The 21,092-nt window shown below is 39.9% G+C and carries 20 protein-coding genes; 15 read left to right on the top strand and 5 right to left on the bottom strand.

Annotation, left to right across the window (positions count from 1 at the left end):
• Positions 1-186 precede the first annotated feature (186 nt).
• The gene (locus BM291_RS20525; RefSeq protein WP_092901425.1) at positions 187-3,168 is read right to left on the bottom strand and encodes a glycosyltransferase family 117 protein; all 2,982 of its coding nucleotides are present in this window, start codon (positions 3,166-3,168) and stop codon (positions 187-189) included.
• Positions 3,169-3,336: 168 nt separating this feature from the next.
• Here BM291_RS20525 and trxA point away from each other — a divergent pair, with 168 nt between their 5' ends.
• The 12 genes from trxA to BM291_RS20465 all read left to right on the top strand — a co-directional run bounded on the left by trxA (position 3,337) and on the right by BM291_RS20465 (position 14,314).
• On the top strand, positions 3,337-3,651 hold the full coding sequence (trxA, locus tag BM291_RS20520) for a thioredoxin (RefSeq protein ID WP_092901422.1): 315 nt from the start codon (positions 3,337-3,339) through the stop codon (positions 3,649-3,651).
• A 186-nt stretch (positions 3,652-3,837) separates the two neighbouring features.
• Complete coding sequence (locus BM291_RS20515) at positions 3,838-5,259, top strand: MBL fold metallo-hydrolase (RefSeq protein ID WP_092901419.1); 1,422 nt, start codon at positions 3,838-3,840, stop codon at positions 5,257-5,259.
• A 130-nt stretch (positions 5,260-5,389) separates the two neighbouring features.
• Positions 5,390-5,971: a YeeE/YedE family protein gene (locus BM291_RS20510; protein WP_092901416.1), complete on the top strand. Its 582-nt coding sequence runs from the start codon at positions 5,390-5,392 to the stop codon at positions 5,969-5,971.
• A gap of 10 nt (positions 5,972-5,981) precedes the next feature.
• The gene (locus BM291_RS20505) at positions 5,982-6,464 is read left to right on the top strand and encodes a DUF6691 family protein (RefSeq protein ID WP_092901413.1); all 483 of its coding nucleotides are present in this window, start codon (positions 5,982-5,984) and stop codon (positions 6,462-6,464) included.
• 262 nt (positions 6,465-6,726) lie between these two features.
• Complete coding sequence (locus BM291_RS20500; protein ID WP_092901410.1) at positions 6,727-7,902, top strand: MFS transporter; 1,176 nt, start codon at positions 6,727-6,729, stop codon at positions 7,900-7,902.
• Positions 7,899-8,615 carry an acyl-[acyl-carrier-protein] thioesterase gene (locus tag BM291_RS20495; protein ID WP_092901407.1) on the top strand — a complete coding sequence of 239 codons (717 nt, stop codon included), beginning with the start codon at positions 7,899-7,901 and terminating at the stop codon, positions 8,613-8,615. Before BM291_RS20500 ends, BM291_RS20495 begins: the two co-directional genes overlap by 4 nt.
• A 100-nt stretch (positions 8,616-8,715) precedes the next feature.
• Entirely contained in the window at positions 8,716-9,762 is a 1,047-nt protein-coding gene (locus BM291_RS20490) for a c-type cytochrome (RefSeq protein ID WP_092901404.1), read from the top strand.
• Positions 9,759-11,105, top strand: coding sequence for a hypothetical protein (locus BM291_RS20485; protein ID WP_092901401.1), 1,347 nt, complete (start codon positions 9,759-9,761; stop codon positions 11,103-11,105). The genes BM291_RS20490 and BM291_RS20485 overlap by 4 nt, the downstream gene beginning before the upstream one ends.
• 517 nt (positions 11,106-11,622) lie before the next feature.
• Positions 11,623-12,615 carry a fatty acid desaturase family protein gene (locus tag BM291_RS20480; RefSeq protein ID WP_092901398.1) on the top strand — a complete coding sequence of 331 codons (993 nt, stop codon included), beginning with the start codon at positions 11,623-11,625 and terminating at the stop codon, positions 12,613-12,615.
• A gap of 7 nt (positions 12,616-12,622) precedes the next feature.
• Positions 12,623-13,825: a DEAD/DEAH box helicase gene (locus BM291_RS20475; protein ID WP_092901395.1), complete on the top strand. Its 1,203-nt coding sequence runs from the start codon at positions 12,623-12,625 to the stop codon at positions 13,823-13,825.
• 10 nt (positions 13,826-13,835) lie between these two features.
• Complete coding sequence (locus BM291_RS20470) at positions 13,836-14,117, top strand: cold-shock protein (RefSeq protein WP_175499756.1); 282 nt, start codon at positions 13,836-13,838, stop codon at positions 14,115-14,117.
• A 2-nt stretch (positions 14,118-14,119) separates the two neighbouring features.
• Positions 14,120-14,314, top strand: coding sequence for a cold-shock protein (locus BM291_RS20465; RefSeq protein WP_086501652.1), 195 nt, complete (start codon positions 14,120-14,122; stop codon positions 14,312-14,314).
• Positions 14,315-14,539: 225 nt separating this feature from the next.
• Here BM291_RS20465 and BM291_RS20460 read toward each other — a convergent pair whose 3' ends face one another.
• Positions 14,540-15,718 (bottom strand): hypothetical protein, encoded by a 1,179-nt coding sequence (locus BM291_RS20460; protein ID WP_092901392.1) that lies wholly within the window; start codon positions 15,716-15,718, stop codon positions 14,540-14,542.
• 160 nt (positions 15,719-15,878) lie between these two features.
• Between BM291_RS20460 and BM291_RS20455 the strand changes: the two genes are divergently transcribed.
• Positions 15,879-16,310 carry a Dabb family protein gene (locus BM291_RS20455; RefSeq protein WP_092901389.1) on the top strand — a complete coding sequence of 144 codons (432 nt, stop codon included), beginning with the start codon at positions 15,879-15,881 and terminating at the stop codon, positions 16,308-16,310.
• On the opposite strand, the gene BM291_RS20450 is transcribed toward BM291_RS20455, so the two are convergent.
• On the bottom strand, positions 16,311-16,718 hold the full coding sequence (locus tag BM291_RS20450; protein WP_092901386.1) for a hypothetical protein: 408 nt from the start codon (positions 16,716-16,718) through the stop codon (positions 16,311-16,313).
• Positions 16,719-16,835: 117 nt separating this feature from the next.
• Complete coding sequence (gene msrA, locus BM291_RS20445) at positions 16,836-17,906, bottom strand: peptide-methionine (S)-S-oxide reductase MsrA (protein WP_317045674.1); 1,071 nt, start codon at positions 17,904-17,906, stop codon at positions 16,836-16,838.
• Between the two features lie 225 nt (positions 17,907-18,131).
• Between msrA and BM291_RS20440 the strand changes: the two genes are divergently transcribed.
• A complete protein-coding gene (locus tag BM291_RS20440; protein WP_092901380.1) occupies positions 18,132-18,722 on the top strand; it encodes an outer membrane beta-barrel protein in 591 nt (196 codons plus the stop codon).
• Between the two features lie 10 nt (positions 18,723-18,732).
• On the opposite strand, the gene BM291_RS20435 is transcribed toward BM291_RS20440, so the two are convergent.
• Positions 18,733-19,389 (bottom strand): GDSL-type esterase/lipase family protein, encoded by a 657-nt coding sequence (locus tag BM291_RS20435; RefSeq protein WP_139229158.1) that lies wholly within the window; start codon positions 19,387-19,389, stop codon positions 18,733-18,735.
• Positions 19,390-19,685: 296 nt separating this feature from the next.
• Between BM291_RS20435 and BM291_RS20430 the strand changes: the two genes are divergently transcribed.
• Entirely contained in the window at positions 19,686-20,801 is a 1,116-nt protein-coding gene (locus tag BM291_RS20430) for a DUF4407 domain-containing protein (protein WP_092901373.1), read from the top strand.
• Positions 20,802-21,092: the final 291 nt, after the last annotated feature.

The raw sequence follows: 21,092 nt of genomic DNA, 5'->3' as shown, positions 1-21,092 counted from the left end.
ATGCCTTTTGTGGTAGATTATTTTTGAACCACAAAAGGAACAAAGGACATAAAGCTCAAAATGAGAATTAGCTGTCCAAGGAGATTTTCTCTAGTTTTTTCTATGTGTCTATGTGGCTAAAAAAAATCTCACAAAAAAAGGGGTTCGAATCATCTTCGAGCCCCTTCTCTATAGATTAATAGCTATTTATCTTCTATCCAAAGCGCTACCACCACTTTGCTGTGGTCCTAGGAATTGTTCCATTCTTAGCTTTAGCTCTTGGGCTTTTTCCTGATAACCTCTTTCTTCCAGAAGTGGGATAAAATACTTGAGCATCTCTACTGAGATCATCATTTCTCTGTCGTATTCTCTGTTTTCGCTCGTATAAAATTCGATCATATCAAGAGACTTTTTGGATACTTTATCGATGATATCTAATGCCTTTTCATCCTCTCCAACTTCAAAGAAAAGAGGGACTGACTGACCACTGGAGAGATCGTAAGGAATTGCTTCATTTGGCATTGTTTCCAAACCATAATTAAGCAGCGTTGCAGCTTTTTCCATATCCCCTTTGTCTAGCAGTGCAATGACAATGCTATTCAAAGCACTTCGGTGATTGGAAGCAAACCGTCTGTACTCCTCATCCAAATACGCATCAGGATTGTTCATGCCTCTGAAAGCAAATTTGGTCATGTAGTTTTCATATGCCAAATCTGCATTTACCAGTTCCTCACGAATGTAATCAGGCTTTTGAACTGGTAGTAATCGATAAGTCAATCCTTCCATTACTACATGGTCTTGAATGTTCAGACCTAGAGTTGACAAGGAGGTGTTGTTGAAGTATATCGGGCGATCCCAGTTATTAGAGGCGATTAGATCCAAAAGCATCAAAGTTCCTTTTGTAACATAATTTCCTTTGACTTGAAGGTTCATTTGTGGAGCGAAAAGTGGAGCAAATTCTGCAGGGATAATATCCCTATTGGCTACAGCAGCACTATCAACTTCCAAAATCAGATTTCTTGATGGGACCATGTTTGCAACGGACTTGCCACCTGTCTCCATCTTCAGAAGGTCAGATCCTGAGTTCAAAAGCTTCAAATATTCCTTCACAGAAATGGCATTCATGCCTTCTCTTTCCATTACATACAGCACATCATTTGTGCCTTTTTGGTAACGGTTAGCATCTAAGCTGAACGGCAAAGCTTCAGATTCATTAACTGGTCGTGTCATTTGATCCACATACCAGTCTGTATCGAAGTAGCTCAATACAATCACTCGGACGTCGGTACGGAAACCTTCTACTTCCTGTACATACCAAAGTGGGAAAGTATCATTATCACCACCCGTAAATAGAATGGCGTTTGGAGCACAAGATGCCAAGAAGTTTCTAGCAGAATCCACTGAGAAGTATCTTCCTTTTCTATTGTGATCATTCCAGTTTTGAGCTCCCATCAAGCCTGCTACAGGGAGAGTAAGAAGGGTGGCAATAATACCAGCAGTCGCCAAATTCTTCGTCGCTCGACCTATCATGTGAGCTATCGCCATTACGCCGATTCCCACCCATATTGCAAATGCATAGAAGCTACCCACATAGATATAATCACGCTCTCTCGGCTCTACCGGAGGGGAATTCAGGTAAAGTACCAGCACTACACCCATCATCAGGAATAGCATTAAATTAACGTAGAACGACTTAGGGTCTACCTTAGCCTGGAAGAATAGGCCGATGATTCCCAGTACGAGCGGAAGCATCAAGTAGTTATTGTGGCCTTTGTTCTCCGTGATATAGTCAGGATAATCTTTGAATGCATCTGAGATTCCTATCCATGGAGCATCGCTGAAATCAGATTCACGACCAGAGAAATTCCACATGAAGTAACGCCAGTACATTTTGCCTAACTGATGCGAGAACATGAAAGAAATATTGTCTCCGAAGGTAGGATCTTGACCTTCTCTCAAACCTAGTTTTTGGCGGTAAAGCCTTTTATGATTTTCCTGAGTAGAATAAACCCTAGGAAGAATAGTAGTCTTAGTCGGATCGTAGGTGTTTACCAAAGAATAATCTACAATCTCATACTTGTCTTTGCCTTTCATGTATACAGGTGCACCTTCCTCTTGAGAGACTAATTGTGCAGTGAAATACTGTCCATGAAGTAAAGGTCTGTAACCATACTGCTCACGCTTCAGATACGATACATAGCTGACGATATCTTTTGGCGCATTTTCATTGATTACGGGGTCTTGGTTGGCACGCACTACTATCAGTGCATAACTCGCATAGCCGATTAGAATGAAGATGAATGATAATAATGCAGTGTTGAGAATGGCATTTCCCTTTTTACGGGAATATTTATAAGCATAAAATACCGCTGCAAAAAACAGTAGCATGAATACGACTATGCCAGATCCAAAAGGTAGACCTATGCTATTCACAAAGAAAATCTCCATAGAACCAGCCAAGCTTGGTAGTCCAGGGATAATCAGATTGTTGATAATTATCAATGCTACTCCACCCAAGAACATTGCGAAAATGCCTCCTTTGAAAGTTGGGTTTTCGTACTTTTTGAAATAGTAGATCAATGCCAAAGCTGGCAAAGTCACCAAGTTCAATAAGTGAACGCCAATGGAAAGTCCTACCAAATAGGCTATGAAGATCATCCACTTGTTCTCTTCACGAGGATCTTTGATTACATCCCACTTCAGGAATGCCCAAATCACGATAGCTGTGAAGAAGGAAGACATAGCATAAACTTCAGCCTCTACGGCCGAAAACCAGAAGCTGTCTGAGAAAGTGTAAACTAGTGCTCCGACGATGCCGGCACCCATCAAGGTGATAACTTCACCCTTGCTTTCCTGGCCTTCTACTACTTTAAAAAGCTTTTTTCCAAAAAGAGTGATAGACCAAAAAAGGAATAAAATTGAGAAGCTTGAGAATAGCGCACTACCTATATTCATCCAAAAGGCCACCTGCAAAGGATCTCCGAATGCGAAGAAACTGAACATGCGATAGACTAAAAGGAAAAATGGAGCTCCTGGAGGGTGAGGTACTTGTAACTTGTACGCTACAGCTATAAATTCTCCTGGATCCCAGAAACTAGCAGTTTGTTCGACAGTAAGAACGTAAACCAAAGTAGCTACCGCAAAAACGACCCAACCGGTCAGATTATTGATTTGCTTGTAATTGAGCATTTAGTAAGTGGAATTTGACAGGCGAAAATAAAAAAAATAAATACCAAATAGGGTGATTTTAGGTATTTTAAAACTATTGCTGTTATACCTGCCCATTCCTATGTGATATTAATTACTAACCTGAACTGATTTTGCTTTTACTTTTGTTGTGTCCAAAACACAGAAACTATGAGTGCAAAAGCCAAAACATTCCAAGAACTAATAGACGGAGATCAAGCGGTATTGGTAGATTTCTTTGCCACTTGGTGCGGTCCATGTAAAATGATGCAACCTATTTTGGAGGATACAGCCAAGCAAATGGGCGATAAAGTACGGATATTGAAAGTAGATGTGGACAAAAATCAGTTGGCAGCAAGTAAGTTTCAAGTTCGTGGAGTACCAACCTTGATACTTTTCCAAAAAGGTAAAATCCTGTGGAGAGAGTCCGGCGTCGTCCCAGCTCATCAGCTGGTCAAAACCATAAAATCTAATATTATAGAGTAAGCTTGAGCCTTCTGTGACAAAAGTCATTTAGGGCTAAAACTCAAACCCCTACTTTTGTGAAGAGCTTTAGAAGCTGGAAGACCGATGACGGGAGACCGAAGTGCCGAAATCCTAGAGTTTGTCATACCCTGGGATGCTTTAGTCTCATTTTACTTCTAGAAAAAATACACTAATAGAAACATAGATATGAAAATAGAACAGATATATACAGGATGTTTAGCCCAAGGAGCTTATTATATTGAGTCAGACGGAGAAGCTGCGGTAATCGATCCGCTGAGAGAAGTTCAGCCTTACATTGAGAAAGCCGATCGGAGAAATGCTAAAATAAAGTATGTGTTTGAAACTCACTTTCATGCAGACTTTGTCTCTGGTCATATTGATTTGGCTAAGAAAACTGGAGCTGAAATAGTCTATGGCCCTACTGACATGAAGCTTGGCTTTAATGCTCATATTGGTCAAGACGGTGAGGAGTTCCATATAGGCAAAGCTAAAATCAAGTTAATCCATACTCCTGGTCACACCATGGAGAGTTCTTGCTACTTACTTTTCAATGAGGAAGGAAAAGAGGAAGCGATCTTTACAGGCGACACGTTGTTTATAGGTGACGTAGGAAGGCCTGATTTGGCACAGAAAGTAGTCGCAGATTTGACTCAAGATATACTTGCAGGACATCTTTATGATTCGCTTCGCAATAAAATCATGCCGCTTTCAGATGAGTTGATCGTCTATCCAGCACATGGTGCAGGGTCTGCCTGTGGCAAAAATATGAGTAAGGAGACTTCCGACACACTGGGTAACCAAAAGAAAACTAACTATGCTCTTCAAGAGATGAGTAAGGAAGAGTTTACCAAGCAATTGATTACTGGATTAACTCCACCACCTGCTTATTTTCCTCAAAATGTCATGATGAATATCGAAGGATATGATAGCATTGATGATGTTTTGGAAAGAGGAGTGAAGCCATTGACACCGAAAGAATTCGAGGCGGTAGCAAATGAGACAGGTGCTTTGATCTTGGATACTAGAGCCCCTCAGGTTTTTAACAAGGGCTTTGTGCCTAACTCAATCAACATCGGAATTGACGGGAGCTTTGCGGTTTGGGTAGGAGCTATGATTCCAGACTTGAAGCAGCAAATCTTGGTCGTATCAGATGAAGGAAGAGAAGAGGAAGTGGTGACTAGATTAGCTAGAGTGGGTTACGATCATGCTATTGGATACTTGAAAGGTGGATTTGACGCTTGGAAAAAATCTGGTGAAGAAATAGATCAAATCACTTCAATATCTGCTTCGGAGCTAGCGGAGATCAAAAAAGAAGATAAAAACATTCATGTTCTGGATGTAAGAAAAATTTCAGAATTCCAATCGGAGCATGTACTTGATGCAGAAAATGCACCCCTAGACTACATCAACGAAAGCATGCTGAAGATAGACAAGGATAAAACCTACTACGTTCATTGTGCAGGTGGGTACCGATCTATGGTTTTCAATTCCATCCTTAGAGCCAGAGGTTATGATAACCTTATTGATGTCAAAGGTGGATTCAAAGACCTTAAAGAATCTGGGGAATTTGAGATTTCAGAATTTGTCTGCCCAACTACGTTACTGTAAGTGGTAAGTAGCTAGTATCAAGATTAAAGAGTCAAAATTATAAAACCGTGGTCTGTGTCCTCACAGACCACTTGGTTTAACTTTCAAGCTGATTAACTGCTTGGAATTATATCACCCAATTAATATTCAAATGAATCAATTTATTGACTGGCTTAGCCAGCCCTGGCCATGGTACGTGGCAGGCCCAATGATAGGCCTTACCGTTCCCGCCTTACTGATCTTGGGAAATAAAAGCTTTGGAATTTCATCTTCCCTACGTCATGTATGCGCGATGTGTATTCCTGCTAAAATCCCCTTTTTCCAATATAACTGGAGAAAGGAAATGTGGAATTTGGTATTTGTCTTTGGAGTTTTGGTCGGTGGTTTTATCGCAACCTTCTTTATGTCAAACCCAGATGAAATCGTAATTGCTGCCCAAACTCAAGCCGATTTGGCCGCGTTGGGGATTACTGATTTCTCAGGCCTGATGCCCTCAGATATTTTCTCCTGGGAAAATATATTCACTGCCAAAGGATTAGTATTCTTTGTCCTAGGTGGGTTCTTGGTCGGTTTTGGAACTCGCTATGCTGGAGGATGTACCTCTGGACATGCGATCATGGGGATCAGTTCCCTGCAATGGCCTTCAATGGTCGCTACCATTTTCTTTATGGTTGGTGGCTTTCTGATGACTCAGGTGTTTTTGGCTCCTTTAATGAAGTTGGTAGGATTTTAATCATAAGAAAATGAAAGTAGATAGAAATATATCGGAAGCAGTTTGTGATGCACCAAATTCTCAGGAGACAGGAGAGAAAGGAATGGCATTAGTGAAGTATTTGATTTTGGGGATTTTGTTCGGAATCGTATTTGTAAAAGCGGAGATCATCTCTTGGTTTAGAATCCAGGAAATGTTCCGTTTAGACTCATTCCATATGTATGGAGTGATTGGTTCAGCGATAGTAACTGGGATTATATCCATTCAATTGATCAAAAGACTGAAAATCAAATCCATTGCCGGAGAGGAAATCATAATCCCGAAAAAGGAATTCCGCAAAGGGCAAATCTATGGTGGGTTTGTTTTTGGCTTAGGTTGGGCAATTACTGGAGCTTGTCCAGGGCCGCTATTTGCGCAGATCGGATCAGGGTTTACCGTAGTGATCGTGACGCTACTATCAGCTATTGCTGGAACTTGGGTCTACGGGAAATTTTCAGATAAGCTGCCGAATTGATAGACTCATAGCTCAAAAATCAATAATGAAAGCCACTTTCCTAGAAGAAAGTGGCTTTTTTTAATCAAAAACTTTTTTGATGATAAAGCGCACAATAAATATGGCGGCAACGATTACGGCTCCTGCTATGACCAATTCCATGGTTTTTTTGATAAGGTGAGTAAGACTAAGGTAACTAGTTTTCAGAGGCAATGTTCTGAAAGAGGCAGGTTTTTGACCTACTATTGCCTACTTTTGTGAGCCTCTTAAACCACCTATTTACATGAACACACTTTCCAAAAGACGAGTTGCCCTAGGGGCATTTTTCTTTTTCGTAGGTCTTTGCTTCGCCTCTTGGGCAGCAAGAATCCCGGATATACAGTCCAAGTTTGATCTGTCTGAAGGTCAATTGGGTACCTTATTACTGTTTTTGCCTTTGGGGTCTGTCATTGGTTTGCCTATCGCAGGCTGGGCAGTTCATCGATTTGGAAGCCGCTCAGTAGTGATGTTCGGTAGTTTTGCCTACGCGATGACCTTACCATTAATTGGATTAGCACCTACCACTTGGTTTTTGATCCCAGTGCTGATTCTGTATGGTATGCTTGGGAATGTGATGAATATCTCGCTCAATACGCAAGCTTTGGGGTTGGAAGATGAGATGGGTAAAAGTATCCTAGCTTCATTCCATGGCTTGTGGAGTTTAGCGGGTTTTACAGGCGCAGGATTGGGTGCATTAATGATTTTTGTTGGTTTTTCGCCAGCGCAGCATTATGCTGTAGTGATGGTTATTTCGGTTATCATTATACTTTCTGCCCAAGGCTATATTATCAAGGAAAAGAAAGTGGCAGAAGGTGGAGGCGGATTGGTAATGAAAAAGCCAGATGCTCTTTTATTACGGATTAGCTTGATTGCTTTTCTGGGCATGATGGCCGAAGGTTGTATGTTCGATTGGTCTGGCGTTTATTTTAAGAAAGTTGTCCAGTCAGATCCTTCCTTAATTGCACTTGGTTACGTTGCTTTTATGGGCGCGATGGCTTCTGGTAGATTTATTACTGATAAAGTAGCTGCTCGATATACCAAGGTGGAGGTAATACAAGTGAGTGGAGTTTTGATTTTCATTGGCTTGAGTATCGCAGTTATATTTCCGACTATAGTCGCTTCTACTTTAGGGTTCTTATTGGTAGGACTTGGAGTAGCCTCGATTATTCCGCTTTCATATAGCATTGCTGGGCGATCCAAATTGTATTCACCTAGCGTCGCACTGGCCTTGGTATCTACTATTTCATTCTTCGGGTTTTTGCTTGGCCCACCGTTGATTGGATTTATTGCAGAATTATTTAATTTAAAATTCTCTTTTGCGCTAATAGCAGTAGCGGGATTAGGAATTACCGTTCTGTCAAGCATAAGAAAAGCTGTTTTTCTTATTCCGATTAAGCCTTCACCAAATCGTGCTAAATGAATTCTAAGGTTGCCTTTCAGTTTGAAAAAGATTTTGAAATTCGTTCCTATCAGGTCGATCCAGATGGGAAGTTGAGTTTGACAGCATTGTCTAACTTATTTCAGGAAATTGCTTGGCGACATGCTGATTCAGCTGATTTTGGTAGGAATCTACAAGAGCAACATCTGTCATGGATTCTATCTAGAATTGATATCACCTGTGCCAAATTACCTTCTTGGGGAGATTCAATTAAGGTTTTTACTGCGGGTAGAGGTGTAGACAAGCTCTTTGCTTTTCGGGAGTTTTTGGTTACAAATCCTTCGGGAGATGTCCTTGCCCGAGCGATGAGTTCTTGGGTATTGATGAATTTGCAGAGTAAAAGAATCCTAAGGCCTGAATATGCTTTACCACCTGAGCTTTTTGATCCTGAGGAAAAGCCAGCCTGGCAGCCAGAGAAAATTAGGCTTAAAGGAGATTTACTGAAAAGTGAGAAACTGAAAGTGAGGTATTCCGATCTTGATCTGAACAATCATGTTAACAATACCAGCTATGTTCGATGGGTGGAAAATATCCTTCGTGAAAACGGCTGTCATACCCTGCCATTTTTGATTAATTACCTTGCGGAATGTGTGATGGGAGATGAATTGAATATTCATCTATACAGAAATGAAGGACATTTTATAGTCCAGGGAGTAGTAGAAGATAAGCAGGTTTTTCTGGCAGAAGCCAAATGAAACCTTAGTCTTCAATTATAGTTTTTTAAACCTTCAACGTGATCTTCGTCACATGCTACGAGGAAGATTTAGATCATTTTTGTAGCTTGATCAGGTAATTATGAATCAGACTACTAACTCTTTATTTCGACTCTTCCCACTAATCATGGGACTTCTAGTCTCGGCGATACTTCTTGTAGGTGTAATTGCAGGGCTTTTGTATTTTGATTATGCGGGTATTGAGCCGCCAAAAATGCAATTAGCTGGTGTACCAGCAACTCTAGATTCACCTAAATCAAAAGCTTTGATGGATCCAGTAGGCATGTGGCAAGCTCCAGATTGGACTTCAGTAGATTCCGAATCCAATGCTGACGAGATAAAATATGGTCGTGAGCTTATCGCCAATACGTCTGAATACCTAGGCCCTCAGGGCAAGGTGCGGAAAATTTCCAATGGATTAAATTGTCAGAACTGCCATCTACAGGCTGGGACTGTTCCTTTGGGAAATAATTATTCCGCCGCAAAGAGTACCTACCCTAAGGTGCGAGGTAGATCAGGGAATTCAGAAGATATACAATTGAGAATCAATGGCTGCTTCCAACGAAGTTTAAATGGAGAAGTCTTGGCTGACGATAGTAAGGAGATGATAGCCATGGTGGCTTATATGAATTGGCTTGGTAAAGAGGTCGCCAAGGGTGAGAAGCCAAAGGGCGCTGGAATTTACGAAGTGCCATTGTTGGATAGAGCTGCGGATCCTATCAGAGGGAAGACCATATACGAAAGGCAATGCGTGACTTGTCATATGATTGACGGACAAGGAGTGATGAAAACCGATGGAACAGGTTATACTTATCCGCCTCTTTGGGGGGAGCATAGCTATAATCAAGGCGCTGGATTATTTCGTATGTCTAGATTTGCTGGGTATGTAAAAGCAAATATGCCTTTTGGTGCTACGTATGAAAACCCAATTCTTTCGGATGAAGAAGCTTGGGATGTAGCTGCATATGTGAATAGTTTGGATAGACCGAAGAGAGATTTTCCGAATGACTGGCCTGATATTTCTAAAAAGCCTATAGACCATCCTTTTGGCCCTTATTCAGATGAATTCTCTGAACAGCAACACAAATTTGGTCCATTTCAAGCGATCAAAGAAGCAGCAAGCAAATGATGAAATATGTATTCGGGCTATTCATTTTTATCCCATTTCTAACTTTTGCGCAGCAACCTGAGAAAAAACTTGAAGTATCTCCAGACGTTCATTTTAGAATGTTTTGGATGAGTACGAGCTATTCGAATGATTTCAAAGATGACTATGCGTTGGGAACTAGCTTAAACCTTGGAGCCAACATCGCCTATGCTGGAAATTTACAATTCCGAATAGGTTACCGTATTTTCGGGAATATATGGAGCTCTGATTTGACAGCTCTTGATCCCGTTAGCCAAAATGGAAATCGTTACGAAGTTGGATTATTTGACTTGTTGAATCAAAAGGATCGCTTTTTTGGGAAGTTGGAAAATTTATCCCTAACCTATTCCAAAACTAATTGGGGACTGTCTGCTGGTAGAATGGGCATTCATACCGATTGGATCAATGCGCAGGATGGTAGGCTTTCTCCTACAGGAATAGAAGGTGCAAATGTTTGGTTTTCGACACACGATAAGTGGAAGTTCTCTGCATGGGGAATTGGGAAGATGAGTGTGCGTGGTACAAGTGAATGGCTTTCTGTAGGAGAAAGTATTGGTGTATTTCCTGTTGGTCGCGATCTAAATGGCCACGGATCTCAATATGCTGGAAATACCAATAGTGACTGGATAGGGATAGCTGAAATAGAAAAGGATTGGGAAGGGCTGAGTTTACATGTGTCAAACACATTAGTTCAGAATATTTCCAATACGCTTTGGGCAAAAGCAGAGAAAAAGTGGAAAAATGAGCAATCAGGAATTACCTGGCTTTGGGGAGTTCAGGCAGGGTTTCAGTCTGGATTGGGAGATGGAGGGAATGAAGACCCGATATTTCAATTCAAAAATCCAGAAGACAGGAACTGGGCTGTTTCAACAAGGTTTGGTTACCAGAGAACTGCATGGAACCTTAACCTAAATTACACCAAGACAGGCGGAAAAGGCATTTGGTTAAGTCCTAGAGAGTGGGGGAAGGACGCTTGGTATACCTTTATTCCTAGAGAAAGAAATGAAGGCTTTAGCTCATTGGACGCAGTGACGGCTTTGGTAGAATACACCTTCCCGAACACCAATCTTAAGGCTTTTGCACATGTAGGCTTCCATTGGCTCCCTCCCTTGAATGCACCTTCGGAGAATAAATACAACATGCCGGCTTACCGACAAATAAATTTGGGGATGAAGTATTCGCCCAAGGCAATTTCAAAACTTGATTTTCAATTGTTGGTCATGAACAAAGAAGCAATACGGAATCAGCCTTTAAAACCGGGACAAGAATATAATAAGGTTGGTTTAATTCATGTAAATGGAATAGTGAATTGGAGATTGAATTAAATAATTTCAGGGCTCAAATTTTATTTATACTGAAAAGTGATGTGTCAAGTGCTTCTTTATGAGCTATTCAGGGATTATGGCGGTGTTGATTTTCTTTTTTCTATGATTTAATCCGTCAAAAATAGATTGCTTTTATAATGGATTAGGATATTCGAAATCTTCTCATCACCTTTGTATCCATAAAGGCGCTGTCCGCGGATATCCTTTTTACTTGAAATAAAGTATGCGTTGATTATCAACCTGCTTAAGTAGCAAATTCAAGAGTTTCCCCTCGCAAAGGTTTTAATTCTTCATCTTTCTACTTTTTTAATTCACAAGATTCGGTCAAGTCCATTCTTGGAATTAAAACCTGCAGAGAAAATCCCACGGGAAACATTAGTATTTATAGTTTAATTTCAGTGCCATTAAGACAGTAAGGTTCTCAGAATCAGAATTATCTGAATTCTCCCAAACATTAAGAAAGCGAGTTTATGGACATTTCACGTCCACAAACAAATCGAAGTACGGAAACACGGAAATGGTGATTAAGTCCATTATTCTAGTCTCCATGTATGTCGTGCCTCTTTCTCTAGTGATCACGGGCGTGGCAACCACCACATTCCAGTTATTTGCTTGTTATTTATTCTCAGCTTTTGGAATGGCTGGCGTGGGCATGGGAGTTATGCATGATGCAATTCATGGATCCTATTCAAAACATAAGAAAGTAAACACCTGGGTAGGGTATACCCTTGATATGGTGGGAGCAAGTTCCATGGTTTGGCACCTTCAGCACAATGTGCTTCATCATAGCTATACTAATATTGACGAGCATGACGACGATATTAATGCGCCTTTCTTTTTGAGATTCTCTCCGAATGCTGAGAAAAACGGTTTGCATAAATTTCAACATCTATACGCTTGGTTCTTCTATTCGCTATCCACCATCTCATGGGTGACTGCAAAAGACTTTATCAGATTTACTAGGTATTATAATAAAGGTCTTGTAAAAGGTGGAGAGAAAGCTTACAAAAAGGGCATCATTAAATTGGTATTCTTAAAGCTTGCATATTTCGCTGTTGTGCTAGGATTGCCAATTTTGTTCGCGCCATTTTCTGCGGGCATAATTATACTAGCGTTTATAATGATGCATTTTGTTACTGGTTTTATCATTACCATGGTATTCCAGATAGCGCATATAGTAGAAGTGGTTGATTTCCCTAAGGCTGACACAAATGGTGTAGTTGAAGGAGAGAGAATACTTCATCAGTTGGCGACTACTTGTAATTTCGCTCCTAAATCAAAAGTTTTATTTTGGTTTGTGGGGGGGTTGAATTTCCAAGTAGAGCATCATTTGTTTCCTGATATTTGCCATGTGCATTATAAGGATATAGCACCTATTGTAAAGGCTACAGCGGAAGAATTCAATGTGCCTTATTATTCAAAACCACATTTTTTAATGGCTGTGTTGGACCATTTCAAAATGCTCTATGTATTGGGTAACGAACCCGAAATGGAGCCAATCAAAGCCTGATTATCGTATGAGTATTAATAGAAACACGAATACAAGACCGCCTGCTAACCAAAGACGAAATTCTCGTCCTGCAACAAGGCCAGGTCAAAATAAAAAGAAGGAATCTAAATTAGATCCAAATTTATTGATCAAAAAGGCTGAGCCTAGTGGTCAAGAAGGATTTCGCTCAGAGACACCTTTTTCAAGCGTTAACCTGAATGCCTCTTTGTTGAGAAATATAGAATCAAAGGGTTATGAAAGCATGACCAATATTCAAGAGCAGGCTATTCCGTCCTTGATGGATAGAAGAGATTTGCTTGGAATATCAAATACTGGTTCAGGTAAGACTGGAGCATTTTTGATCCCCATAATTGAGCATGCTAAACTAGATCCACAGAATTTCACCGCTTTGATCGTAACACCGACTCGTGAGTTGGCTTTGCAAATCGAAGAGGAATTCAAAAGCTTAAGTAAAGGAATGAACCTGTATTCTAATACTTTCATCGGTGGAACGAATATCAATTCTGATTTTAAAGCTTTAAGTAGAAAGCTACATGTGATTGTGGGGACTCCAGGTAGATTATTGGATCTTTCAATTCGCAAACTGCTGCATCTCAACCGAGTAAATACGCTTGTGTTGGATGAATTTGATAGAATGTTAGATATGGGTTTTGTACATGATGTAAAAAAACTCGTAAATTTGATGACGAAGAGAAGTCAAACAATGCTTTTCTCTGCGACATTGGAACCAAGTCAAAAACAGCTTATTGACGGATTGCTTAATAATCCTGTTGAGATCAAAGTAAATACTGGTGGTACAACCAGTGAGAATGTAGATCAAGAAGTTATTCATGTGCCGGAAGGCAAGAATAAGTTTGATATACTTGCTGATTTATTCAGAGGCAATGATTTGGAAAAAGTGATTATTTTCACTGAAACCAAAAGGCTAGCAGATAAGTTAAGTAAGCAATTAAATCAGTCTGGTATTAAATCTGGGTTGATTCATGGAAATAAGTCCCAAAACTTCCGGAATAGAACGATTGATGAGTTCAAAACTGGAGTGACTCGAGTGCTAGTGGCTACTGATGTAGCAGCTAGAGGTATAGACGTAGCTGATGTGACCCATGTGATCAATTACCAGCTTCCCATGTCTATGGATAGTTATATCCACAGAATAGGCCGGACAGGTCGAGCCGGAAAAACCGGTACGGCCATAACATTTGCCAACTAAAATCGCCGAAATGTCAAAAAACCAGAACACATTCATTAAAAAGCAAAAAGCAGAACTTAAAAAGAGGAAAAAAAGAGACAAGCAAGAAAAGATGGCTGCTCGTAAAGATCAGCCGAAAAGCGGAGATCTGGACGATATGATTGCGTACGTGGATGAGTTTGGTAACATCTCAGACACTCCGCCAGAACCAGAACCACCGAAAAAAGAAAACGTGCCTAGGCCATCAAGTTTGCCTAGACCGCAGAATACACAACAAAAATTTAATAGAAACAACAAATTTAAAAACGAGTAATCATGAATGAAGGAACAGTAAAATTCTTTAACACAACCAAAGGTTTTGGTTTTATTACACCAGCAGACAACAGTGAAGATGTATTTGTACACCACTCAGGTCTAGTACACGAAATCCGTGAAAACGATCACGTTACTTATGACGTAGTTCAAGGTAAAAAAGGCGTTAACGCTGTGAACGTGAAAGTAGCTAAGTAATTCCAGTCGGGCTCTGCCCAATTAAGAAATACAAAGTTCAATGCCTGCAGATCTATGATTTGCAGGCATTTTCATGTTTAATGTATTCTGTATAGGCCATCTTCTCTGGTTATGGCTACAGTATTGCAGATCCATTATAGATAGAAGTATGAGATAGGTATACTGTACGGGATTGCGGATGAAATCCTCATTGTTCAAATATTTTTCCCTAGTTACAGGTTTCTGTTACTTGTTTTTAAGTTGATATATGGAAAATCTAGTGAATTCCTCCTCAAAATCTGGGTTTTCGCTTTCTTGTACCAGTATTCTATTCTTTGGAAGAGCTAGAATCAGACTACCTTTTATTCCTGCAAGCTCAGTAGAGATTTGTTTATCATTTTTGAAAATTACTATTCGTTGTTCAGATTCGTCAAATTGACCTATGTAGGGCTTCTCCTCCGAATTTCTGCTGTCATATTCCGACTGAGATATTCCAGTGAAATATTGAAGAACATAGGTGTTACCATCGAGCTTCAAAAGCTTTTGATTTCTAGCAGCAAGTCTGTTCAATACCAATACATTTTCATCTGAAAATGGAGTTCCTATTGGGACAGGAGAATAGGATTGGAATTCAGAATGGATTATTGGTATTGATCTCTTTAAAGATAGATCTGGTAAATTATAAATTAGGATTTCCGTGTCTAGGTTCTGGACAAGTGCTAGCTCATTACTATCAAGATCAATAAAAAATGACTTTCCCATTAATTCAGGATAGATGTTTTCTGTTGAATTATAGATTGAATTCGCTTCATAAGGAACTACTGTTTCGGTTCTACCCGTTAGCATATTCAATTGATAGAAGTTTTGAAGTGTGTCTTTTCCTTCTAGATTATGAATAAGATAAGTGGCGGTGAGGTAGTTGCTTGGTCCCACCAAGAGAAAAGTGGTATCATTTTTTTGGTAGTAAGGTGGTCTACCTAGCGGAGTGTTAGCGCGAATAGGTAGGGGCGACATAATTCTGTGCGATTGTTCGATTCCATAATCCTTATTGTAACTGATTACCTGAAAAGGTAATTCTACAATCCTTTGCCCATTTGGTCCAAAGCCTAGTCCAATTGGATTCCAAGTGCCATAAAAATTAGGCCCATCGCCTTTTCTATGAACTCTATTTAAAATCTCCCCATTTTCTGATATTTCTAGAATATCATCCTCGTTTAAAGAGTACCCTAAATAGAGCTTCTCCTCGGAGCTATAGTCAAGAATGCTTATTCGTGTAAAGTTGTCAACTTGAAATGAATCAACTTTGACTAGTTCATAGATTTCTTCTTTTTGCGTTGCTAAGTCACCATTTTTGGTAGAACAGCTACTAGCTATGGCTAATAAGATCAGGTACAAGTTGAAGAAAGAATAGATTGGGTTTTTCATTTATTTTTATTTCGTAGACCTACTAAATTTTCGTTAAATATAATTTTAATATTAAGGAAAGCCTATGATCTCCCATTTTAATTGATTTGGGTATTACAATCTGCTGTTGTCTTAGAATATTTTGTTGAATCTCCCTAGATTGTGATAAAATCTATAACCTATGAAAAAGTATATTTACTTCTTACCTCTGATTTTGGCAATTGCATGCGCTGAGAAATCAGAGCATCACGAAGAAAAAGAAGTGCACGAAGAAAAACACCAAGAAACTATGGCCGCAAAACCTGATTCCGTTCTCCGACACAATGTGTTTTTCAGTTTTAAAGAGACATCATCTCAAGAAGATATTCAATCAGTGATTGATGCTTTTAGAAATTTGCAGAATGAAATTGATGGAATTGAGGCTTTTGAGTATGGTGTGAATTCTAGTCCTGAGGGATTAAATCAAGGCTTGACGCACGCTTTTGTGTTGACTTTTCACTCGGATGCAGCACGTGATGCCTATTTGCCTCACCCTGCTCATGCTGCTTTTGGAGCCATCTTAGGTCCTCATTTGGATAAAGTAACCGTAGTAGATTACTGGTCTCGTCCTTAATTATTGATTAAAGGGCAAGGCTGATCCATCAGTTTTGCCCGTATTATCCACGGTTAGAACCTCTGTGACTACAAAGTTACTAGTACCTCTCCATGGTAGCATCCCGTTGTATTCTTTGTAGCGGAGCTCCACGAACTTACCAGACGCTCTTTCTAGCCGTTCTGCCACGTCGGTATCCACTACGCTGAACCGAAACTCGTTGCTTTGTAGTCCACCCGCTGTAGGGCTCTGAAACCCTTCCTGTACGACTCTGCCTTCATAGGTTTTAAACATTACACCTTTTTTCACGAAGTAGTTTAAGCTTCCAGCCTTTACTCCCTCGCCAAATACGAAGTAGAATTTATACCAAAATATCCCAGCAAATACTCCGATTAAAACAATACCGGCAATCCAAGCGAATTTTTTCATAACGAGAGTAAGTTTGGCTTAAAGATAGAAAGTGGGATGATTTTAAATTAAAAAAGTCGCTAAAAAAATCTATCATCAACAAAAAAGGCTACCCGAGAGTAGCCTTTTTCAAACTAATTAATCTACCAACCAGAGATAAGCTCCATACCCTTTGGCTTCCATTTCCTCTTTTGGGATAAATTTCATCGCCGCAGAGTTCATACAATACCTAAGGTTTGTAGGTTGAGGGCCGTCATAGAAAACATGTCCAATGTGGCTTTTACCAAACTTACTCCTTACCTCCACCCTCAGCATCCCCAAATCGTCATCAGTTGGTTTTTCCAACACTCTAGCATCGATAGGTTTGGTGAAGCTTGGCCATCCCGAACCCGACTCGTATTTGTCTTTAGAACTGAAAAGTGGTGCGCCAGATACAATGTCTACATAGATGCCCTCTTCATGATTGCCATTGTATTCATTCTGAAATGACATTTCTGTGGCGTCTTCTTGTGTTACTTCGTATTGCAGCTTAGTTAAGCTATTCTTGAGTTCAGATTTGGCTGGAGCTTTATACTTGTTCCCACTGAGCTCTGGCCAATGAGCTTTGATAAATTTATCACGCCCAGATCCACTTCTGTAAGAATAGTAGTCCTGCGGGCTTTTTTTGTAGTAATCCTGATGGTATTCTTCAGCAGGATAGAAGTTTGTATACTTGATCAAAGGGGTTGCAACTGGCTTATCGAATTTACCTGACTTATCAAGTAGCTTCTTAGATTCATCAGCTACTTTCTTCTGCTCTGCATCATGAAAGAATATTGCAGATTCGTACTGAGTCCCTCTATCGTAGAAGGAGCCTCCTACATCGGTAGGGTCATACGTCTGCCAGAATATATCCACCAATTCTGAGTAACTGATCACCTCTGGGTCGAATGTGATCTGTACTGATTCTCTATGAGAAGTTCTTCCACTTGATACTTCACCATAAGTAGGGTTTTTTTCTTTGCCTCCGGCATATCCAGAGATAACTGTGATGATTCCATCTATTCCTTCAAAAGGAGCTTCTACACACCAGAAGCAACCACCTGCAAAAGTGGCTAATTCTGTTTTTCCTTTATAGTCATCAAGTTTATTAGCATCTGCGGATGCCACCTGACTTTGAACCGACGTATTTCCGCAGGCAAACATCAAGGCTACGATGAGTGATAACATTGGCGTAATAAGTTTATTTGAGCTAAACATGTTTTTGGTTCTTTTTTTGTTTTGGATGATCTAGCATTCATTAAATACAAACTCAATTTAAGTTATTCTGTTTTGAGAGGTCGTGTATTTTATGATGCTAACATATTGAAATACGAGATGAATCCAAACTCGGTTTGTCTTTCAGCTTGCATTTCCTAAGATTGTTCTTTCTGACTTATTTTAAATCTGAAATTTATGAAAAACGTTGTTCAAGTAATTTTCGCAATTGGTATGGTGTTCCTTTTTGCAATAGAAGGCAATGCACAGCGCAAAGGTTCAGGATTTGGGATAAAGGCGGGAATGAACTACAATACTTCAGGGAAATATTTCAAAGATGCCGGTTCAATATGGAATGATCCAGGAGCATCGATAGGTTATCAGGTTGGGACATTTTATAAACTGGCTTCTTATGATATTTTTCTCCGTCCTGAGCTACTCTATACACATTCCAAATTTGAATCAGGATTAGGTCAAGTCAAATATGATAGACTGGATGCGCCTATAATGGCGGGATTTCACATGTTTAAAGTACTCAGTATTGTGGGAGGCCCATCGTTTCACTATTCACTTAATGAGGAGTTTCCTGAGGTTTTAGAAATTGAGTCGGGCAAAAAAATTGATTTTGGTTATCAATTTGGTTTAGGCCTAAATGTTGGGCCTGTCGGGTTAGATTTAAGATACGAGCGAGTGTTTAACGATCAAAAACTCACATTAGATCGTGTACTAAAACGCGAAGATAGTTTCAAATCGGAGCAAGTGGTTTTGGCGCTGTCTTTCCAATTTTAGAGAAGTTTTTCTACTTCAAAAATGGTGTGAAAATCTCCCTCCAGAGCTCATAACCTTTTTCGTTCATATGGAGATTATCTTCGATGAAAATATCAGCTCTAGGCTTTCCAGTGTCATCTAGCATGATGTCCCAGACATTTACGAAAAACACATTGTCATGTGTAGTAGCATATTGACGTATTAGATCATTCAAGGCCTCGTAGGATGTTTTCTTGTCCCAGCGAGATGGGCTTGGTTTGGCAGCTATCAAATGAACTAGTGCATTTGGATACCTCATGTGGATATTGGTAGTCAGTTCATCCAGATTTTTCATGATAGCAGAGATTTCTTGCCCTGCATTTATGTCGTTATCGCCTTCATAGATGAAGATTTTGGCTGGCGCATATCGAAGCACTGTTTTATCTAGATGAAGCAAAAGTTGGTCAGCTTGGGATCCTCCAAAAGCTGAGTTGATAATAGAGACATCAGGGAATTGATCTTGTAAGTTCTTCCACATTCTCACACTAGAGCTTCCGGTAAATACAGCACTTCCTTTTTCCCAGCCAGCAGCATCAATTTCTAACGCTCGCTTGTTTACCTCCTCTTGAAAAGGAATTTCTTGAGCAAAAGAGAATTGCAGATTAAATAAGAAAAGGATTAGTAGAATGGTGGAGATGGGTGTTTTCATAACTTGAATATAAGAAGGTGACTTTTGGAAACCCAGATTACTTCTCTTGCCCACTCATTTTTTTGTAAAATCCTGCACAGATTCGATCAGTAAAAGTTCATATACGTACAGGTCGGACGTTTTAGGAGCTTTGTTCGCAAAAGGTGACAAGATTCTTTCGTCACATCTATTATTTGAAATATGAACGCTGGGGCTGTTTTTATTGGAATTCGTCCCAGTTGAAAGTTAGGGGCAGGTAAATAATCTATTTTGGAGAGGTTTTAGCGTTATCATTCAGATCAACCCTTTTTCCTTTTATGAAAAATTTCACTCGTTTTTTCTGGTTTTGCAGTGGTGCTAACTTCTCCTTACTCAAGCGTTCACCTACCGAATCGAACAAATATATAGGCATTGGAGCAACTGTGTTTTTCACTGGAGTATTAGCTTCTTTGGCTGCTGGATATGCTTTGTTCACTGTCTTTCAGTCTATTTGGCCAGCTGTCTTTTTTGGATTGCTTTGGGGTTTGATGATTTTCAACCTAGATAGATTTATTGTTTCCAGTATGCGTAAGCGTGAAAAAGCTAGGGCAGAGTGGAAGCTAGCTATCCCTAGATTGGTCCTGGCAGTTCTATTGGCTCTGGTAATTTCCAAGCCCTTGGAGCTAAAAATGTTTGAGCGTGAAATTGATCGTAAGATTGACGAAAAACGAACTGAATTTATCACAGAGTCCAAGCTCAATTTGGCTAAGGGCTTTCCAGAAATCCAGGAGTTGGAGGCTAAAATTGATACGTTAAAATCTGAGGTTGCGACTAGCGAAGAGTTTCGAAACAAAGTGCAGTTGGACTATGATGCGGAGCGATTTGGAGAGAAAACAGCAGGAACGAGTGGGATAGTCGGTTTAGGAACAAATGCCAAGAAGAAAGAACAGCAGCTCGATGCTGCTCAAGTGACGTTGGATCAGTTAAGGCTGAGAAACCAAGTTCGAATCGATACGCTTGAAGCTCAGATACGTGAGTTTATTGCCTTACGTCAGCTGGAGTTTGAAAAGCAACAACCAGGAATAGAAGGTTTCGATGGGTTGGCTGCGAGAATGGAAGCATTAGATGCTTTGACTAAAGAGAGCTCTGCTATGGCTATGGCAAATGTTTTTATCATGTTGCTTTTTATCGCAATTGAAACTGCTCCAATCTTCGTGAAATTGATTTCTCCACGTGGACCTTACGATGAGTATTTGGAATTGCACGAAGACAAGGTTAGGCTTTTCAAAGGTGAAAAATGGACTTTTGCCAAAGGTGAATCAGAAGCGAGAGTTGGGTACTTTCAAGACACTCATTTCTATGCGACTGACTTGAAAAAGGAGAAGACGAATAGGAAAAACAAAGCCCAAACTGCAGCAGAAATCTCTGAGATAGAATCCAAGTTTAGGGTTTAGCTATAAGTAAAATTGAAGTGTATTTCATTAGGGTTTTCCTGACTAATGATTGATTTATAGTGTTTTGTGAAAAAATATATGCTATAATAGTTATGTGTGACGTACAGAAAATAAAATCTTTACGTAATTAAAATTTTGTGCTATGGATACTAAAGTCACGTCGTCATTCAACAAAGATGTAATCGATCGTCAAGTTCAGGATTTTGAAGATGGCTTGGAGTATTATTCTGCTTAGGGGAGTGATTGTGACGTGATTGTGACCAAGGATTAGGCTCGTTTTTATTATTCCCA

Origin of the sequence: Algoriphagus aquimarinus, from assembly GCF_900112005.1 — a bacterium.
Classification (GTDB): domain Bacteria; phylum Bacteroidota; class Bacteroidia; order Cytophagales; family Cyclobacteriaceae; genus Algoriphagus; species Algoriphagus aquimarinus.
The sequence above is the reverse complement of the archived record's forward strand: the minus strand, read 5'-3'. Positions and strand labels throughout refer to the sequence as shown.

What these genes read in the sequence shown, in the direction of transcription:
- BM291_RS20525 (WP_092901425.1), bottom strand. Translation starts at nt 3,168, where the DNA reads ATGCTCAATTACAAGCAAATCAATAATCTGACCGGTTGGGTCGTTTTT.
- trxA (WP_092901422.1), top strand. Translation starts at nt 3,337, where the DNA reads ATGAGTGCAAAAGCCAAAACATTCCAAGAACTAATAGACGGAGATCAA.
- BM291_RS20515 (WP_092901419.1), top strand. Translation starts at nt 3,838, where the DNA reads ATGAAAATAGAACAGATATATACAGGATGTTTAGCCCAAGGAGCTTAT.
- BM291_RS20510 (WP_092901416.1), top strand. Translation starts at nt 5,390, where the DNA reads ATGAATCAATTTATTGACTGGCTTAGCCAGCCCTGGCCATGGTACGTG.
- BM291_RS20505 (WP_092901413.1), top strand. Translation starts at nt 5,982, where the DNA reads ATGAAAGTAGATAGAAATATATCGGAAGCAGTTTGTGATGCACCAAAT.
- BM291_RS20500 (WP_092901410.1), top strand. Translation starts at nt 6,727, where the DNA reads ATGAACACACTTTCCAAAAGACGAGTTGCCCTAGGGGCATTTTTCTTT.
- BM291_RS20495 (WP_092901407.1), top strand. Translation starts at nt 7,899, where the DNA reads ATGAATTCTAAGGTTGCCTTTCAGTTTGAAAAAGATTTTGAAATTCGT.
- BM291_RS20490 (WP_092901404.1), top strand. Translation starts at nt 8,716, where the DNA reads ATGAATCAGACTACTAACTCTTTATTTCGACTCTTCCCACTAATCATG.
- BM291_RS20485 (WP_092901401.1), top strand. Translation starts at nt 9,759, where the DNA reads ATGATGAAATATGTATTCGGGCTATTCATTTTTATCCCATTTCTAACT.
- BM291_RS20480 (WP_092901398.1), top strand. Translation starts at nt 11,623, where the DNA reads ATGGTGATTAAGTCCATTATTCTAGTCTCCATGTATGTCGTGCCTCTT.
- BM291_RS20475 (WP_092901395.1), top strand. Translation starts at nt 12,623, where the DNA reads ATGAGTATTAATAGAAACACGAATACAAGACCGCCTGCTAACCAAAGA.
- BM291_RS20470 (WP_175499756.1), top strand. Translation starts at nt 13,836, where the DNA reads ATGTCAAAAAACCAGAACACATTCATTAAAAAGCAAAAAGCAGAACTT.
- BM291_RS20465 (WP_086501652.1), top strand. Translation starts at nt 14,120, where the DNA reads ATGAATGAAGGAACAGTAAAATTCTTTAACACAACCAAAGGTTTTGGT.
- BM291_RS20460 (WP_092901392.1), bottom strand. Translation starts at nt 15,718, where the DNA reads ATGAAAAACCCAATCTATTCTTTCTTCAACTTGTACCTGATCTTATTA.
- BM291_RS20455 (WP_092901389.1), top strand. Translation starts at nt 15,879, where the DNA reads ATGAAAAAGTATATTTACTTCTTACCTCTGATTTTGGCAATTGCATGC.
- BM291_RS20450 (WP_092901386.1), bottom strand. Translation starts at nt 16,718, where the DNA reads ATGAAAAAATTCGCTTGGATTGCCGGTATTGTTTTAATCGGAGTATTT.
- msrA (WP_317045674.1), bottom strand. Translation starts at nt 17,906, where the DNA reads ATGTTATCACTCATCGTAGCCTTGATGTTTGCCTGCGGAAATACGTCG.
- BM291_RS20440 (WP_092901380.1), top strand. Translation starts at nt 18,132, where the DNA reads ATGAAAAACGTTGTTCAAGTAATTTTCGCAATTGGTATGGTGTTCCTT.
- BM291_RS20435 (WP_139229158.1), bottom strand. Translation starts at nt 19,389, where the DNA reads ATGAAAACACCCATCTCCACCATTCTACTAATCCTTTTCTTATTTAAT.
- BM291_RS20430 (WP_092901373.1), top strand. Translation starts at nt 19,686, where the DNA reads ATGAAAAATTTCACTCGTTTTTTCTGGTTTTGCAGTGGTGCTAACTTC.